This window comes from Streptomyces sp. AV19 (genome assembly GCF_015999245.1).
Lineage (GTDB): Bacteria > Actinomycetota > Actinomycetes > Streptomycetales > Streptomycetaceae > Streptomyces.
Genome location: NZ_JAEAMR010000004.1, coordinates 266,928 through 281,650 on the forward strand (window position 1 = coordinate 266,928; position 14,723 = coordinate 281,650).

General features: G+C 73.0%; 13 protein-coding genes, 1 pseudogene and 1 CRISPR repeat array. Of the genes and pseudogenes, 6 read left to right on the forward strand and 8 right to left on the reverse strand.

Annotation, left to right across the window (positions count from 1 at the left end; translation table 11 throughout):
• The first annotated feature begins 113 nt into the window (after window positions 1-113).
• Window positions 114-2,591: a serine/threonine-protein kinase gene (locus tag I5Q34_RS05970; protein ID WP_199891092.1), complete on the forward strand. Its 2,478-nt coding sequence runs from the start codon at window positions 114-116 to the stop codon at window positions 2,589-2,591.
• Here I5Q34_RS05970 and I5Q34_RS05975 read toward each other — a convergent pair.
• The 3 genes and pseudogenes from I5Q34_RS05975 to I5Q34_RS05985 all read right to left on the reverse strand — a co-directional run bounded on the left by I5Q34_RS05975 (window position 2,588) and on the right by I5Q34_RS05985 (window position 4,653).
• A pseudogene (locus I5Q34_RS05975) lies at window positions 2,588-3,006 on the reverse strand (nuclear transport factor 2 family protein). The gene I5Q34_RS05970 and the pseudogene I5Q34_RS05975 overlap by 4 nt on opposite strands.
• Window positions 3,003-3,332, reverse strand: coding sequence for a hypothetical protein (locus tag I5Q34_RS05980; RefSeq protein ID WP_199891093.1), 330 nt, complete (start codon window positions 3,330-3,332; stop codon window positions 3,003-3,005). Before I5Q34_RS05980 ends, I5Q34_RS05975 begins: the two are co-directional and overlap by 4 nt.
• Window positions 3,333-3,345: 13 nt before the next feature.
• Window positions 3,346-3,557: direct repeats of the CRISPR family, unit length 28 nt; unit sequence GGACCACCCCCGCCCACGCGGGGACCAC.
• A gap of 121 nt (window positions 3,558-3,678) precedes the next feature.
• Window positions 3,679-4,653, reverse strand: a complete 975-nt coding sequence (locus I5Q34_RS05985; RefSeq protein ID WP_199891094.1) for a zinc-binding dehydrogenase — start codon at window positions 4,651-4,653, stop codon at window positions 3,679-3,681.
• Window positions 4,654-4,774: 121 nt separating this feature from the next.
• Between I5Q34_RS05985 and I5Q34_RS05990 the strand changes: the two genes are divergently transcribed.
• Window positions 4,775-5,104 (forward strand): helix-turn-helix transcriptional regulator, encoded by a 330-nt coding sequence (locus I5Q34_RS05990; protein ID WP_199891095.1) that lies wholly within the window; start codon window positions 4,775-4,777, stop codon window positions 5,102-5,104.
• On the opposite strand, the gene I5Q34_RS05995 is transcribed toward I5Q34_RS05990, so the two are convergent.
• On the reverse strand, window positions 5,028-6,236 hold the full coding sequence (locus I5Q34_RS05995) for an MFS transporter (RefSeq protein WP_199891096.1): 1,209 nt from the start codon (window positions 6,234-6,236) through the stop codon (window positions 5,028-5,030). The genes I5Q34_RS05990 and I5Q34_RS05995 overlap by 77 nt on opposite strands.
• 56 nt (window positions 6,237-6,292) lie before the next feature.
• Here I5Q34_RS05995 and I5Q34_RS06000 point away from each other — a divergent pair, with 56 nt between their 5' ends.
• Entirely contained in the window at window positions 6,293-6,907 is a 615-nt protein-coding gene (locus I5Q34_RS06000) for an ABATE domain-containing protein (protein WP_199891097.1), read from the forward strand.
• A gap of 204 nt (window positions 6,908-7,111) precedes the next feature.
• On the opposite strand, the gene I5Q34_RS06005 is transcribed toward I5Q34_RS06000, so the two are convergent.
• From I5Q34_RS06005 to I5Q34_RS06020, 4 genes are read right to left on the reverse strand one after another with little or no spacing between them, the layout of a single operon-like run.
• A complete protein-coding gene (locus I5Q34_RS06005) occupies window positions 7,112-8,065 on the reverse strand; it encodes a hypothetical protein (RefSeq protein ID WP_199891098.1) in 954 nt (317 codons plus the stop codon).
• A 51-nt stretch (window positions 8,066-8,116) separates the two neighbouring features.
• Complete coding sequence (locus I5Q34_RS06010) at window positions 8,117-8,596, reverse strand: hypothetical protein (RefSeq protein WP_199891099.1); 480 nt, start codon at window positions 8,594-8,596, stop codon at window positions 8,117-8,119.
• A 2-nt stretch (window positions 8,597-8,598) separates the two neighbouring features.
• Complete coding sequence (locus I5Q34_RS06015; protein ID WP_199891100.1) at window positions 8,599-9,498, reverse strand: hypothetical protein; 900 nt, start codon at window positions 9,496-9,498, stop codon at window positions 8,599-8,601.
• Window positions 9,499-9,536: 38 nt separating this feature from the next.
• Window positions 9,537-10,901: a (5-formylfuran-3-yl)methyl phosphate synthase gene (locus tag I5Q34_RS06020; protein WP_199891101.1), complete on the reverse strand. Its 1,365-nt coding sequence runs from the start codon at window positions 10,899-10,901 to the stop codon at window positions 9,537-9,539.
• Window positions 10,902-11,004: 103 nt separating this feature from the next.
• Here I5Q34_RS06020 and I5Q34_RS06025 point away from each other — a divergent pair, with 103 nt between their 5' ends.
• The 3 genes from I5Q34_RS06025 to I5Q34_RS06035 all read left to right on the forward strand — a co-directional run bounded on the left by I5Q34_RS06025 (window position 11,005) and on the right by I5Q34_RS06035 (window position 14,704).
• Window positions 11,005-11,904, forward strand: coding sequence for a LysR family transcriptional regulator (locus I5Q34_RS06025; protein ID WP_199891102.1), 900 nt, complete (start codon window positions 11,005-11,007; stop codon window positions 11,902-11,904).
• A 360-nt stretch (window positions 11,905-12,264) separates the two neighbouring features.
• Window positions 12,265-13,416 (forward strand): serine hydrolase, encoded by a 1,152-nt coding sequence (locus tag I5Q34_RS06030; protein ID WP_199891103.1) that lies wholly within the window; start codon window positions 12,265-12,267, stop codon window positions 13,414-13,416.
• 295 nt (window positions 13,417-13,711) lie between these two features.
• The gene (locus tag I5Q34_RS06035; protein WP_199891104.1) at window positions 13,712-14,704 is read left to right on the forward strand and encodes an ABC transporter permease; all 993 of its coding nucleotides are present in this window, start codon (window positions 13,712-13,714) and stop codon (window positions 14,702-14,704) included.
• Window positions 14,705-14,723 lie beyond the last annotated feature (19 nt).

Here is a 14,723-nt window from a genome sequence, read left to right on the forward strand (position 1 = left end):
CCGCTCGCGCGCCCCCGTGAGCCGCTCCCGTCGCCCTACAAGCGGCTCCGGCGGCCCGCCATACTTGAGGGGGCCGGGGGAGCACGGCGAATCGACGGGGGCGGCGGCGCGAGATGGTGGAGACCAGGCTGATCCAGGGCCGGTACCAGCTGCTCGACCGGATCGGGCGGGGCGGCATGGGCGAGGTCTGGCGCGCCCGCGACGAGTCCCTGGGCCGGCACGTGGCCGTCAAATGCCTCAAACCGCTCGGACCGCAGCACGAGCCGTCCTACCTTCGGGTGCTCCGCGAGCGCTTCCGCCGCGAGGCGCGGGTCGCCGCCTCGCTCCAGCACCGCGGCATCACCGTCGTCCACGACTTCGGCGAGAGCGACGGCGTCCTCTACCTGGTGATGGAGCTCCTCGACGGCCGCAACCTCAGCCAGCTGCTGGAGGACAACAAGCAGCACCCGCTCCCCGTCCCCGAGGTCGTCGAGATCGCCGAACAGGTCGGCGCCGCCCTCGCGTACACCCACCGGCAGGGCATCGTCCACCGCGACCTCAAGCCGGCCAACATCATGCGCGTCACCGACGGCACCGTGAAGATATGCGACTTCGGCATAGCGCGCCTCGGACACGACATCGGCTTCACCGCCCGCCTCACCGGCACCGGCATCGCCATGGGCACCCCGCACTACATGTCGCCCGAGCAGATCGGCGCGGGCAGCATCGACCATCGCAGCGACCTGTACTCGCTGGGCTGCGTGCTGTACGAGATCGCCACCGGCGCGCCGCCGTTCGACATGGACGACGCCTGGGCGGTGCTCGTCGGCCACCGCGACACCGCGCCCCGGCCCCTGCGCGAGCTGCGCCCCGAGCTGCCGGAGGAGTTCGAACGCGTCGTCCTGGACCTGCTGGCCAAGGACCCCGACGACCGGCCGGACGACGCCGGCGAACTGGTGCGCCGCGTCACGGGGAACGGGCCGGGGCACGGGGAGGGCCCGGCGTCGCGGCCCCTGCTGTCGCTGTCGGACGGGCTGCCGCGCCGGCCGCGGGAGACCGTGTCCCGGCCGGAGGGGCAGCCGCGGCTGCCGGCCTGGGCCCGGCACATGACCACCGGCTCCAAGGCCGCGGGCACCGGCCCCGTCCAGGCGCCGCCGGACCCGGCGGCGGCCCTGACCGGCTCGTGGACGACGCCGTGGGGACGGCCGGACGGCCCGGGCGGCGCGGAGGTCCATGCCGCGGAGATCCACGCGTCGAGGCCGGTGCCGGGCGGTCCGGACACCGGCTGGCAGAAGCCCGCGCCGGAACGGCGTACGGCCGTCTCGGCGCGGACGTCCCCCGCCACGGCGACCCGGCGGAAGAGCGGAGCGCCGCACCCCGGCGTGCCCCACCCGGCGCACGCCTCCGATCCGCGCCGCCCCGCACCCCGGCCCGCCGGCGCGGAGCGCCCCCCGCCCGCCCCGGAGCAGCTCGCCGAACTCGCCGCCCGGCACAGCGGCGGCCTCCGCCTGGGCCGCGCGGGCCGCTGGGCCGAGGCCGGCGAGGCGCACCGGGCCGTCGTCGCCGAACGGGAGCGGCTGCTCGGCCCCGACCACCCCGACACCCTGGCCAGCCGCTACGAGGTCGCCTTCTCGCTCAGCCGGCTCGGCCACCCCGAGGAGGCGCTGCGCGAGTTCGTGCGCACCGCCGCCGCCCGCAGCCGGGTGCTGGGCGCCGACCACCCCGACACGCTCGCGGCGCGCCAGGAAACGGCGTACGTCCTGGGGCAGTTGGGGCGCCACTTCGAGGCGCGGGAGGTGTACGCGGACGTGCTGGCCGCCCGCGAGCGCATCATGGGCCCCGACCACCCCGACACCCTGCGCTGCGGGCACAACCTCGCGTTCAGCCTCAGCAGACTGGGGCGGCTGGAGGACTCGTACCGCATGGCGCGCGACGTCGCCGCCGCGCGGGCGCGGGTGCTGGGCCCGGACCACCCCGACACGCTCGTCACGCGCTACGAAGTCGGCTACGCGCTCGGTCAGTTGGACCGCTGGGAGGAGGCGCTGCGCACCTACCGCGAGGTGGCCGTGGCGCGCGGCCGGGTGCTCGGCGCGGACCACCCCGACACGCTCGCCGCCCGCTACGAGGCCGGCATCTGCCTCGGCCGCCTCGGCCGCAGCGCGGAGGCGCTGGAGCTCTACCGCACCCTGATCGAGGACCGTGCCCGGGTCCAGGGCCCGGTCCACCCCGACACCCTGCGCGCCCGGCACGGCCTGGGCGTCAACCTCGGCCGCCTGGGCCGCTGGGAGGAGGCCCTCGCCGAGGCCCGCGACGTGTGTGCGATCCGCGCCCGGGTGCTGGGCGCCGACCACCCCGACACCCTCGTCAGCCGCCGCGAGGTGGCCGTCGGCCTCGGCTGGCTCGGCCGCTGGACCGACGCCCTCGCCGTCTACCGCGACGTCGCCCAGGCCCGCCAGCGGGTGCTCGGCGCCGACCACCCCGACGCGCTCGCCAGCCGCAACGACGAGGCCCACTGCCTGGAGCAGCTCGGCCGCACCGCCGAGGCCGGCGAGCTCTACCGCCAGGTCGCGGCCCTGCGGCAGACCCGGGCCACCCGGGGCGCGGGTCGCTAGCGGTCGCCCTCGAACGCCTGCGCGACGGCGAGGCTGTCCTCATAGACGTGATGCCGTGTCACCAGCCCGCCCTCGACCGTCAGATGCAGCGCGAACCGCGACCGGTAGGCCGCCCGGTCGGCCGCTCGGTCTGCCGTATCTCCCCGGTGACGACGGCGTCGTCCCCGTCCACGAGGATCCGCTCGATCCTCGTCCCCGCCTCTCCGGGCACGTGGTGCGCCGCGATCTCCCGGTAGTGGGCGGCGGCGTCCCGCGAACTCCTGCACCGGATCCAGGGCGTGGCCGCCCGCCCGTGCTCCGCCTCGGGCCGGTTCAGCTTCCAGTCGGCCCCGTCGGCGTACATCTCGGCGATGCGCTCGGGGTCGCCCTCGCCGATGCGGCGGAGCAGTTCTTCGACGGTGGCACGGGTGCTCATGGCGGGTCCTTCGGTTCGGCTGTGGCGGCTGGTGTGGAGGCCCTCATGGTGCAGAGGGCATGCGGGGGACGGCGATTACCTCCGAGGTCATGGCGTCCCGCCCCGCGCCGCCACGGCAGCAGGGCCGCGAGGGCGAGCACCAGCAGGAGCGGGATCACCGGCAGCGCGTGGACGTGGACGCTGTGGACGAACGACGCCCGCGCCGCGTCCGCCAGCTGCCCGCCGAGCGGCTCGGGCAGGCGCCCGGCCTGCGCGAGGGCGGACGCGAGGGTCCCAGTGGCGGACGGCGGGGCGCCGGGCGGAACTTGAGGAGCAGGCCACCTCACCGCCGAGTTGAACGGACCACCCTCGCCCACGCGGGAACCACGCCGACTGCATGCGCACGCCGAGCACGTCCAGCGGACCACCCCCGCCCACGCGGGGACCACACTCCCGAGACAAGTGAACTCTGGGACGAGCGCTGGACCACCCCCGCCCACGCGGGGACCACTCCCGCACAGGACGTGGGCCGGGCGGAGCTCCAGGACCACCCCCGCCCACGCGGGGACCACCCTACTTGACCTGCGGCGCCAGCATGCGCATACGCCGACTTCATTCACTTGCCGTGCGCAGCGCGCCCGCTGGGCGTCAGCACCTCGCCCCTGCCCGTCCCCTGCCCACCCACCAACTCCCTCAATCCCCAACCCGCAGCAGCAACTTCCCCATGCTCGACCTGCTCCCCAGCAGGCGGTGCGCGTCCGACGCGTCCGTCAGGGGGAACTCCGCCGTCACCGGCAGCTTCACCGTGCCGTCCGCGATCGTGCGGAACGCCCGCGTCGTCAACTCGCGCAGCGCGCCGGGCGCGTTCTGGGCCAGGTTGAACAGGGAGAAGCCCGCCACCGAGGCCGTCTGCGGGAACAGCTCCGGCTGGCCGACCCGCCACGGGTCCGACGCGCTCGCGTTGCCGTAGGAGACGATCCGGCCGTACGTCGCCAGGGACGCGAGGCACTGCCGGAAGGAGTCGCCGCCGACCGGGTCGAGGGCCAGGTCGACGCCGCGGCCGCCGGTCGCGTCGCGGACGGCGTCGGCGAACGACGTCCCGGTGAAGACCTCGTCGTAGCCGTAGCGGCGGGCGTAGTCCGCCTTCGCGTCCGAGGAGACGACGCCGTACACGGCCCCCGCCCCCGCCGCCTTCGCCAACTGGCTGACCACCGTGCCGACTCCGCCCGCCGCGCCCTGGACCAGGACCGTGTCCCCGGGGCGGATTCTGCCCACCTCGTGGAGCAGCGCGTGGGCCGTCGGCAGGACCGTCGGGACGGTCGCGGCGACGCGCAAGTGGCCCTCCGGCAGGGCGAAGACGGACGTCGCGTCCGCGACGACGACCTCCGCGTAGGACCCGCCGGGGGTGAACGCGGCGACCGGCTGCCCGGGGTAGAACCCGAGGACGCCCTCGCCGACGGCGCGTACGCGGCCGGACGCCTCCAGGCCCGGCCGGAAGGGCAGGGACGGGACGCGGTAGCCCTCCGTCCGTGCCTTGACGTCCGCGAAGTTCACCCCGGCGTACGCGACGTCGATGCTCACCTGTCCCGGGCCGGGCTTCGGCGGTTCGGCGGTCACCACCCGCAGGACCTCGGGGCCGCCGTACTTCTGGAACTCGATCGCGCGCATGGCCGTGCTCCCCTCCCATGAGTGTTCAATCAAGAGCGAACACTCCGGAGTGTAAGATCGGGATCGAACACTCCGCAAGCCCGCACCAGCAGCCCGCATCGGCCACAGGGGGATCAACGACATGGCGGAACGCACCAGTCACCGTTCGGCGCCCGCGCACACCCACCCCGACGACGTCGCGGTGCAGGCCGCGCTCGCCGCGCTCGCCGACCCGGTACGCCTCCAGCTCGTCCGGGAACTGGCGAAGACGGACGACTGGACGCGCACCTGCGGGAGTTTCGACGTGCCCGTCGGCAAGGCGGCGTGCAGCCACCACTTCGCCGTACTGCGCTCCGCAGGCCTCGTCGAGCAGCGCGACGAGGGGGCGCGGCGGCTCAACCGCCTGCGCCGTGCCGAGTTCGACGCGCGCTTTCCGGGACTGCTCGATCTGGTACTGAGCGAGGAGAGTTGACGGTGCGTCGGGCCCCGGCGGCCAGTGCCAGCAGCGCCAGGACCTCGAAGCCCGCGCCCGCCCACGGCAGTGACCCCAGCCGGCCGGCCCCGGCGAGCAGGCCGCCGACCGCGCCGGCCACCGTCTGCCCCAGGTAGACGGCGCTGTTGTTGAGGGCGAGGAGCATGTCCCCGTCGTCCCCGCCGATGGTCAGCAGCCGGTGCTGGATCAGCGGGAAGCTGCACCAGTGCACCAGCCCCCACACCGCGAGCGCCACCGCCGTGCCCGCCGCGGAGTGCAGGGCGGGGGCGAGCGCCGCCAGGACGACGGCGAGCAGGCCGATCGAGCCGGCCGGCCCCGCGGCCGGGCCGACCCGGTCGGCCAGCCGTCCGCCCGCCATCACCCCGGCGAAGCTGCCCGCCCCGAAGAGCAGGAGCAGCCAGGGCCGTTGGGCGGCGCCGACCTGCCCGGCCCGGTCCAGGGCGGCCCCGAGGTAGGTGTAGACGGTGAACGTGCCGACGACCCACAGCAGCGTCGTCAGCAGCGCCGCGGGCGCCCGCCGGATCCGGACGGCGGCCAGGCGCCGCCGTATCCCCGCCGGTCCCCGTCCGGGTACGGACGGCAGGCTCGGCCACAAGCCCGCGAGCGTGGCCAGCGCCAGCAGCGTGACGAAGCCGAACGCCCAGCGCCAGGAGGCGACTTCACCGATCGCGCTGCCCAGCGGAACGCCGAGCGCGATCGCCGTGGTCATGCCCGCGTAGACGACCGCGAGGGCCCGGCCGCGGCGTTCGGGGGCGGTGACCCCGGCCGCCACCGCCGACGCGGTCGACGCGTACAGCGCGGCGCCCGCGCCCGCCACCACCCGGCTGATCAGCAGCACGGCGTACGACGGCGCCACGGCGGACAGTGCGTTCCCGGCCGCGAAGACGGCCAGGACCGCCACCAGCAGCGTGCGGCGGTCCACCCGTGCCGTGACCCCCGCCAGCACGGGGGCCGCTACGGCGTACGTGATCGCGAAGACGGTCACCGTCTGTCCCGCCGCCGCCGTGGACAGGCCCAACTCGCCCGCCACCGACGGCAGCAGCCCCGAGACGATGAACAGATCCGTCCCGATCGCGAACATCCCCAGCGCCAGCAGCCAGATCCGGGCCATTGCGCCCCCCTAACCAGATGTGTGGTTACCCGAGATCGGTAACCTAACATGGGGTTATGAGTGAGGAGCAAGGTCAGGATCAGGACCAGGACCAGGGCTGGGTCTGGTACGGCGACCGCGTCTGCGTCGACTTCGTCAACACCCGGCGCGACCGCTGGTCGACGGAGGAGAGCCGCGAACTGCTGCGCCGTCCGGAGGACTTGGTCGCGTGGTTCGCGGCCGCCGGGATCGGCAGCAGCTGCCGCGCGGTGGACGACGCGGTGCTCGCGGAGGCGGTGGAGCTGCGGGAGGCGATCGACGCGGGGGTGCGCGCGGTGGTGGCCGGTGAGCCGTTCCCCGGCTCGGCGCAGCGAGTGCTGAACGTCTGGCTCGCGCGGGCCGCCGAGCGGCCGGCCCGGCTGGAGGTGCGGGACGGGGTTCCCGTGCTGGTGCCGGGTGTCCTGCCGCTGGACGGCCGGGGGGCGCTGACGCGGATCGCGGTGGACGCGGCGGAGGTCTTCGGTGGCGACGGGCGTGACCGGCTTCGCATCTGCGGGGGCGAGCGGTGCAGTGCCCGCTTCCTGGACAACTCGGCGGGGCGGCGGCGTCGTTGGTGCCGGATGGCGACGTGCGGGAACCGGGCGAAGGCGGCGCAGCATCGGAGGGCGGCGGCGGGGGGTGCGGGGAGGTAGGCTGCTTGCCCCCGGCCCGCCGGGGCTGCGCCCCTCGGCCCGGCAGCGCGCTCCGCGCGGTGAGCGGGGCTCCGCCCCGGCCCCGAAGCGCCCTCCGGGCGCTGTCTGCGCGAAGCGCAGTTTCGGGGTCCGGGGCGGAGCCCCGGGGGAAACGGTGAAAGGGCGGGCCGGGGGCAAACACAACGAACAACAAGCCCGCACCCCTCACCCCTCCGCCGCCACCGGCACCTCGTACCCCGGCGAAACCGCCCCCTCCCCCTCCGCCAACCCCCGCCCCCTCCCCGCGAAGTAGAACGCCACCTGCTCCCCGGCGCCGTAGCACGGATCCGCCACCCGCAGCCGGTTCAGCCGGACGAAGATGTTCCACTCGTCGTGCGAGCCCCGGCTGAACCCGGCCCCCGCCCGCACCGTGTAGTTGCGCACGAAATCCTTCCGCCGCTCCTCCCAGAGCGCCGCATCCGCCGGATCTCCCAGGTCGAGAGGGCGCACACCGCCCCCGTCCCGCACGGTGCCGAAGTCCGCCCAGAATTCGGGATCGACGGCCGACTTCCGTGCGAAGTACTCCTCCACCCTCCTCACCAGCGACCCCGACCCACCCGCCGGGTCGAAGAACTCGTGCACGTCGTCCGGCCCGAGGAAGTACACCGCGTCGAAGAGCCCGCCGAGCAGGCGTCCCCGCCGCCCCCGCCCCGACGGCGGATCGCTGAGGTAGCCGTCCTCGGTGATCACCCGCGTCCACATGCGCATGTAGTCCCCGCCGCCGGGCTCCGCCTCCGCCTTCAGGGCTTCCAGCGTGATGTCCCGCCCGGTCTCCCGGGCGAGTTCGGAAATATGACGGACAATCAATCCGGTCCCTTCCTTCGACTCCAGCTGGTACGCGGTCGGGTTGAGGACGAAGAAGCGCTCGCCCCACCGGTCGGCCAGCCGGCGGGTGACGAAGTTGGCCACCTCGGTGTTGGTGCGGAAATGACTGCCCCTGCGCGAACTGATCGGGCAGCTGAGGTAGACGACCATGCGGTCCTCGGCCTGGGCGCGGGCGATGTCCGACTGGATCAGGGCCACGTGCTTCTGGAAGATCTCGAACCAGTCGCCCGTGAGCCAGGTGAAGCGGATGACGGGCCGGTCGGGGACCGGGTAGCCGGTCTCGGTGGCGGTCATGGCGTACTCCTCATCAAAATCCGGAATCAAAATCCGGAATCGAAAGCCGGGTCACAGCGCGGCCAGGCTGTACGGCCCGGTCCCCGCCGCGACGAAGCAGAGAGCGACGAAGAACAGGGCGACGTTCTTCAGGGCCGAGCTGTAGTGCGCCATCGCCGCCGACGCCCCCAGGACGGCCAGCGAGGGCCGCAGTCCGGCGGACAGCTCCGGCGCCAGCCTCCCGGCCAGGGCCGTGGCCTCGGCCCGGCCGCGCAGATGGATCAGTGTGGCGGGCACCAGGAACAGCGCCAGCGCCGCACCGCCGATCCGGCCGTACGCGCCCAGCAGGACCGACAGTCCGCCCAGCGCCATCACCGCGATGCCCAGCAGGGCGAGCGGCCCCGCGAACCGGGGGAAGACGACGGCGGTCGCGTCCCGCGTCCACCGGATCGCCGCGCGGTCCTTGCCGCAGGCCCAGGCCGCGTTGAGGAACAGGCCGCCGACGCCGAGCCGCAGCAGCAGCCAGCCGACGGCGGCGAGCGTGCCGTCCATCGTCACCGCCCCCAGCCGGTCGCGCCCAGCAGATTGTTGTTGCGGACCTTGATCCGCTCGGGAACCTGCTGGTTGTAGAAGGCGGCGAAGTCGGTGACGTCCTGGTCCGAACCGGTCTCGTCCATCACCCTCAGCACGGTGAACCAGGTGTTGAGCAGACCGCTGAAGTGCGCGATGCACCAGGTGAGTTCGACGAGCATCGCATTGACGTACGCGTCGAGGTAGCCGTCGGTGCCGATGCCGGGCTGCCCGCCGAGCGGGCCCTCGGCCACGGTCTCCTCGGCGTCGGCACGGAACACCGTCCGCAGCGCGGCGAACTGCTCGTCCGTCACGGAGTGCGGATCGCGCTGGATCGTCTCGGCCAGCCGCAGACAGAGCAATTGCGGCTCGCTGTAGAGGGGTTCGAACCCGTCGGCGCCCGCGAAGCCCTGATGCTCGAAGTCCGGCCGTCCGTTGCAGTCCACCAGGTGGAGCAGCATCTCCTCGGCCCGGCGGGCCCGTTCGGCCGGATCGGCCCCAGGCAGGATGTCGCGGAGCGCCGTGAAGCCGATGGTGGTGTGGTGGGTGATGGAGTACCGGCTGCGGTTGAGCAGGCTCACCAGGTTGATCACCAGCTCCTTGGTGACCCGGTCGATCAGGCCGGTCTGCGGGAAGAGGACCGGATCGCCGTCCGGCCGCGGCACGCTTCCGTACCGCGGCGGGTCGAAGATGAACGAGTTGGCGTAGTCGACCTCCGTGCGGGCGAGCCCGTTGTGCCAGGCCATGGTGCGGAAGAGGTTGTTCGGCCCGCTCCAGGTGCGGGCGGTCTTGTCGAACTCCGTGGCGACGTAGGGATCGGCGTACCCCATGGGCATCGGGGGCACCCGGGTCCCGGGCACGGACGGCTGTATGAGATCGGACATGGCGCTCGGTCCTTCCGGTGGAGCGGCGGGGGCAGGGGCTAGTCGAAGGGGCGGAGCCCGCCCCGCTTGTCGGCCCAGTGGCCGACGAGCCCGGGCCGGCGTTCGACGAGGGCGTGGGCCGCCTCGGTCGCGGCCGGCTTCATCTCCTCGGGCAGCCACAGGTAACCGCCCTGCTCGGGCGGGACCAGGCCGCGGACGAGGTCGCGCACGATCACCCGGTCCTGCCGGGAGTCCGCGCCGGTGTCACCGGGGCGCGAAGGGTCCTCGGAGACGGCGGACGCGTGGCCCCGGGTGGACATCTGGTCGGTCTCCGGCACGAGCCGCCAGAGCTGCTGCGCCTGGTAACTCGTCACGGAACCCGCCAGATTGGCCTCGAGTCCCCGGTAGTGGCAGTAGTCGACGAAGAACCGGATGCCGTCGAGGGGGAGGACGCCCTTGCGCTCCAGTCCGGTGTCCGCGTCGATGTCCAGGGAGTTGAAGTCGGCCATCTGGGGGCTGTGTTCGGTGGCGACGAGGCCCACCCGGGCCGTCTTGAGCAGGATGCTGGTGTCCAGCATGATCGCGTTCCCGCCGGCCCGGGCCGTCGCGTCCACCATGTTGGCGATGACCTGCCGGTCGGTGCGACGGCACGCGGGGTCGGCGGTGAGGCCGTAACGGCCGTGCGGGAAGAGCTCGGTGAGGGCGACGGTGGTGCTCCTCGTCCCCGCGGGCAACGCGCCCTTCTTGAGCAGGGATTCGAGCCCGACCTGACCGGGATCGGTGAACAGCGGGCGGCCGTCCTCGCCGCGCAGCGTGCCGACCGCGTAGTCGGCCAGGTCGAAGACGTCGTCCGCCGCGCCCGGCTCGCAGGGGTGGTACTCGCGCAGGCCCACCAGCGTCCGCCGGATCGCGGGCACCGAACGCCGTTCCTCCCACAGGTCCAGGTCCTGGACGAACAGCACCGACATCACCCGGGCGTGCGGGAAGTGCTCGGTCCGGCGCAGCGTGAGGACGCACTCGCGCAGCACCTCGGTGAGCAGGTCCAGCGGCATGCCGTCCAGCCCCACCTTGACGATGTTGCACGGGTGGACGCGGGTCCCCATGGAGACCGCCACGCCGAGCGCCGCCTGGGCCGCCTTCCCGGCGATCTCGTACGGCGTCTTCTCGATCGCCTGCCCGGTCTCCGAGCGGCGGAAGAGGAGTTGGTCCTCGCCGATGTTGGTGGAGAGCTGGACGTCCAGATCCCGCTGGTAGTCGAGGACCGCGTCGCTGATCGCCATGATCTGCTGGGGTTTGATGTTTCCCAGCGCGCTGCGCGGATCCTCGCTGTCGACGATCCGGGCGCCGCCGAGAACGGCCTCGCGGGCTTCCTGGGGGTTGAACACACTCACCAGTAGCTTGCGATTTCTCGTCCGGTCGGTCATGGGAACCCCCAATCACGGAATGCTCAGGCCATTTCTCCGGCCCTTTCGAATGTCGCAGCGGCTCGCCGAGCCTGTCCAATAGATTCGTTGATAACCTTTTTTCATGGATGTGGATCTGCGTGTTCTGCGGTCCTTCGTCGCGGTCGCGGAGGAGCTGCATTTCACCCGGGCCGCGGAGCGTCTGCTGGTGTCCCAGCCCGCCCTGTCCAAACAGATCGATCAATTGGAACGCCACCTCCGGGTGCGCCTGCTCAGGCGCTCCAGCCGCCAGGTCGCGCTCACCCCGGCCGGCCAGGCGCTGCTGCCCGGCGCGCGCGATCTGCTCGACGCGTGGGACCGGCTGCAGGGCGAGGTCCAGGAGGCGGCCGCGTCCGAGGCCCGGACGCTGCGCGTCGGCTTCATCGCGAACGCGGCGTGCGAGCTGACCCCGCGGATCCTCGCGGAGTTCGCGCGGGCGCGGCCGGACTGGCGGGTGGCCATGCTCCAGGTGCCGTGGACGGACGCGACGGCCGGGCTGGCCGCCGGGGACGTGGACGTGGCGCTGCTGCGACCGCCGTTGCCGGAGGTCGGCGTGCCGATCCGCACCCGGGTGCTCTTCGCGGAGGACCGGTGGCTCGCCCTCGCCGCGTCCCACCCGCTGGCCGGCCAGGACGTCATCCGCTTCGAGCAGCTGCTGGACGAGCCGTTCATCGCCCTGCCGGAGGAGGCGGGCGCCTGGCGCGACTTCTGGCTGGCCCTCGACCACCGGGGCGGGCATCCCGCGGTCATCGGGGCCGAGGTCAAGACCTCGGACGAGTGGATGGAGGCCATCGCGAACAACTTCGGGGTGTGCCTCACGGGGGCTTCGACGGCGCGGTATTACCCACGACCGGGGGTCGTGTACCGGCCGATCGACAGGATCACGCCGAGTGAGGTCGTCGTCGCATGGCGCGCCGACGATCAGAGGCGGATCGTGGGGGATTTCGTGACGGCGTGTACGGAGACGGCGGGGCGGGAGCGGTAGTTGGGTGTTTGGTGGGGGCGCCCCGAACCCGCCCTTTCACCGTTTCTCCCGGGGCAAGCCCCGGCGCCCGCAACGCGGCTGCGCCGCGTTGGCCGGGGGCTTCGCCCCCTGGAACCGCGCTTCGCGCGGTTGTCCTCAAACGCCGGACGGGCTGAAGTGCGCGCCCGGGCATGAATCCAGCCTGTCCGGCGTTTGAGGACGAACGCGGCGCAGCCGCGTTGCCCCCGCGCAGGAGCGCGGCGAGAAACGGGGCACCCCTAGGGGGCTCAGCCCCCACGATCCTCCCTGTTCACGACCGTCCGGCCGACCGGCAGCACATAACGTGACGGAGCGTCAGATCCGCACCCCCGAAAGGCCCCCATGCTCCGCCGCACCACCCCCGTCATGGCCGCCCTCCTCGCCACCGCCACCCTCACCCCCACCGTCACTGCCACCGCCGCGGAACAACCCACCCACGGCACGCAGCTCCAGCACACCCTCGACGCCCTCGTCGCCGCCGGTGCCCCCTCCGCCGTCGCCGAGGTCCGCGACGGCGACACCGTCCACCGCCTCGCGAGCGGCCTCGCCGACCCCGGCGCGCACGACCCCGCCCGCCCCGCCGACCGCTTCCGCGCCGGCAGCGTGACCAAGAGCTTCGTCGCCACCGTCGTCCTCCAGCTCGTCGCCGAGCACAGGATCGGCCTCGACGACCCGATCGGGCGGCACCTCCCCGGCCTCGTCCCGGACGGCACCGACGGCGCGCCCGTCACCGTCCGCCAACTCCTCGACCACACCAGTGGGATCCACAACTACACCGACGAGTACCGGGGCAACCTGGCAACCTCGCTCCGGGGCGCGCAGCGCGACCACCGCACCCCGCGCGAAGTGATCGCCGAGGCGCTGCGCGCGCCCCGCAAGTTCACCCCCGGCGCCCCGGGCGCGTGGGAGTACTCCAACACCAACTACGTCGTCCTCGCCCTCCTGATCGAGAAGGTCACCCACCACTCCCTCGGCCGGGAGATCGACCGTCGCATCGTCCGCCCGCTGCGCCTGCGCGACACCTACGTCCCCACGACCGACCGGCTGACGGGGGGCCGTCATCTGCGCGGGTACGAGGTCTTCCCGAAGGAGACGGCGGCGACGGACTTCACCGACTTCAGCCCCACCTTCTTCTGGGGCCCCGGCAGCATCGTCTCCACCACCGCCGACCTCAACCGCTTCTTCCGCGCGCTCTCCGGCGGCCGGCTCCTCCCTCCGCATCTGTGGCGCGAGATGACCACGTGGCACGAGATGGGCGGCGAGAGGAAGGACCGCCGGTACGGGCTCGGGCTGGAGAGCAACGCCGGGTACTGCCCGGGTGAGGAGCCCGTCCGGGGGCACACCGGCAGCGTCCCCGGCTACAACACCTACAGCTTCACCACCGCCGACGGGCGGCGTCAGGTCACCCTGGCGATCGGCAGGGAGTTCACCAAGCCGGACGACGCCAACGCCGCCGCACGCAAGTTCCTTGCCACGGCGCTCTGTTCGCGGTAGGTCCGGGCCGGCGCGCGTCCTCCGCTCAGCGCCGGCGCACGTCCGTATAACGGAACCTCCTTTCGCACATCACGGTTGCGCATCCTTTGCGGACCAGGGCTGGCGGGTGATCGCAAGCCCGTTGAAGACTCCCGCTCCAAGGACCGCCGGTCCGGTGTACGACCTGCTCCGCTTCCCGTACGCCGAGCGCGTACGTCCCGCACCACTGCGCCACTTTCCCCAGTGATGTCAACCAGCCGCCCGCACGGGCGGCCTGTGCGTGGGCCGGTCCTCCGGCCGAGAGGGGTCCGCAGAGATGACGGCACCACTTCCCGATACGAACGCGGCCGGGGCCGTGACCGTCGTCGCGGACGCCCCCGCACAGGCCATCGAGGGCCGTTCCCCCTGGCGCATCGCCTGGACCCGGCTCAAACGCGACAAGCTGGCGCTCGCCGGCGGCATCGCCGTCGTGCTGCTGATCCTGGTCGCCGTCCTCGCCCCGGTGATCGTGGGCCTGCTGGGGCACCCGCCGAACGAGTACCACGAGGAGCAGATCGACCCGCTGCTCGGCACGCCCAGGGAGGCGTGGGGCGGGATCAGCGGCGACTTCCTCTTCGGCGTCGAGCCCGTCAACGGCCGGGACGTCTTCAGCCGCGTCGTCCACGGCGCCCGCGTCTCGCTGCTCGTCGCCTTCCTCGCCGCCGTCGTGGCCGTGGCGATCGGCACCGTCCTCGGCATCGTGGCCGGCTACTTCGGCGGCTGGGTGGACACCCTGGTCAGCCGGGTCATGGACGCCCTGCTCGCCTTCCCGCAGCTGCTGTTCATCATCGCCCTCGTCTCGGTCGTCCCCAACGAGCTGTGGGGGCTGAGCGGTTCGGGCGTGCGGATGGCCGTGCTCATCGCGGTGATCGGCTTCTTCGGCTGGCCCTACGTCGGCCGCATCGTCCGCGGGCAGACCCTCTCGCTGAGGGAGCGCGAGTACGTCGAGGCGGCGCGCAGCCTTGGCGCCGGGCGCGGCTACATCCTCTTCCGCGAGCTGCTGCCCAACCTGGTCGCGCCGATCACCGTCTACGCCACGCTGATGATCCCGACCAACGTCCTCACCGAGGCGGCGCTGAGCTTCCTCGGGGCCGGCGTCAAGTCGCCGACGTCCTCCTGGGGACAGATGCTCTCCAAGGCCGTCAACACCTATGAGAGCGACCCGATGTTCATGGTGTTCCCCGGCCTCGCCATCTTCGTCACCGTCCTCGCCTTCAACCTCTTCGGCGACGGCGTACGGGACGCGCTGGATCCCAAGGGTTCGCGCTGAGCGCCGCCGCATCCGTCAC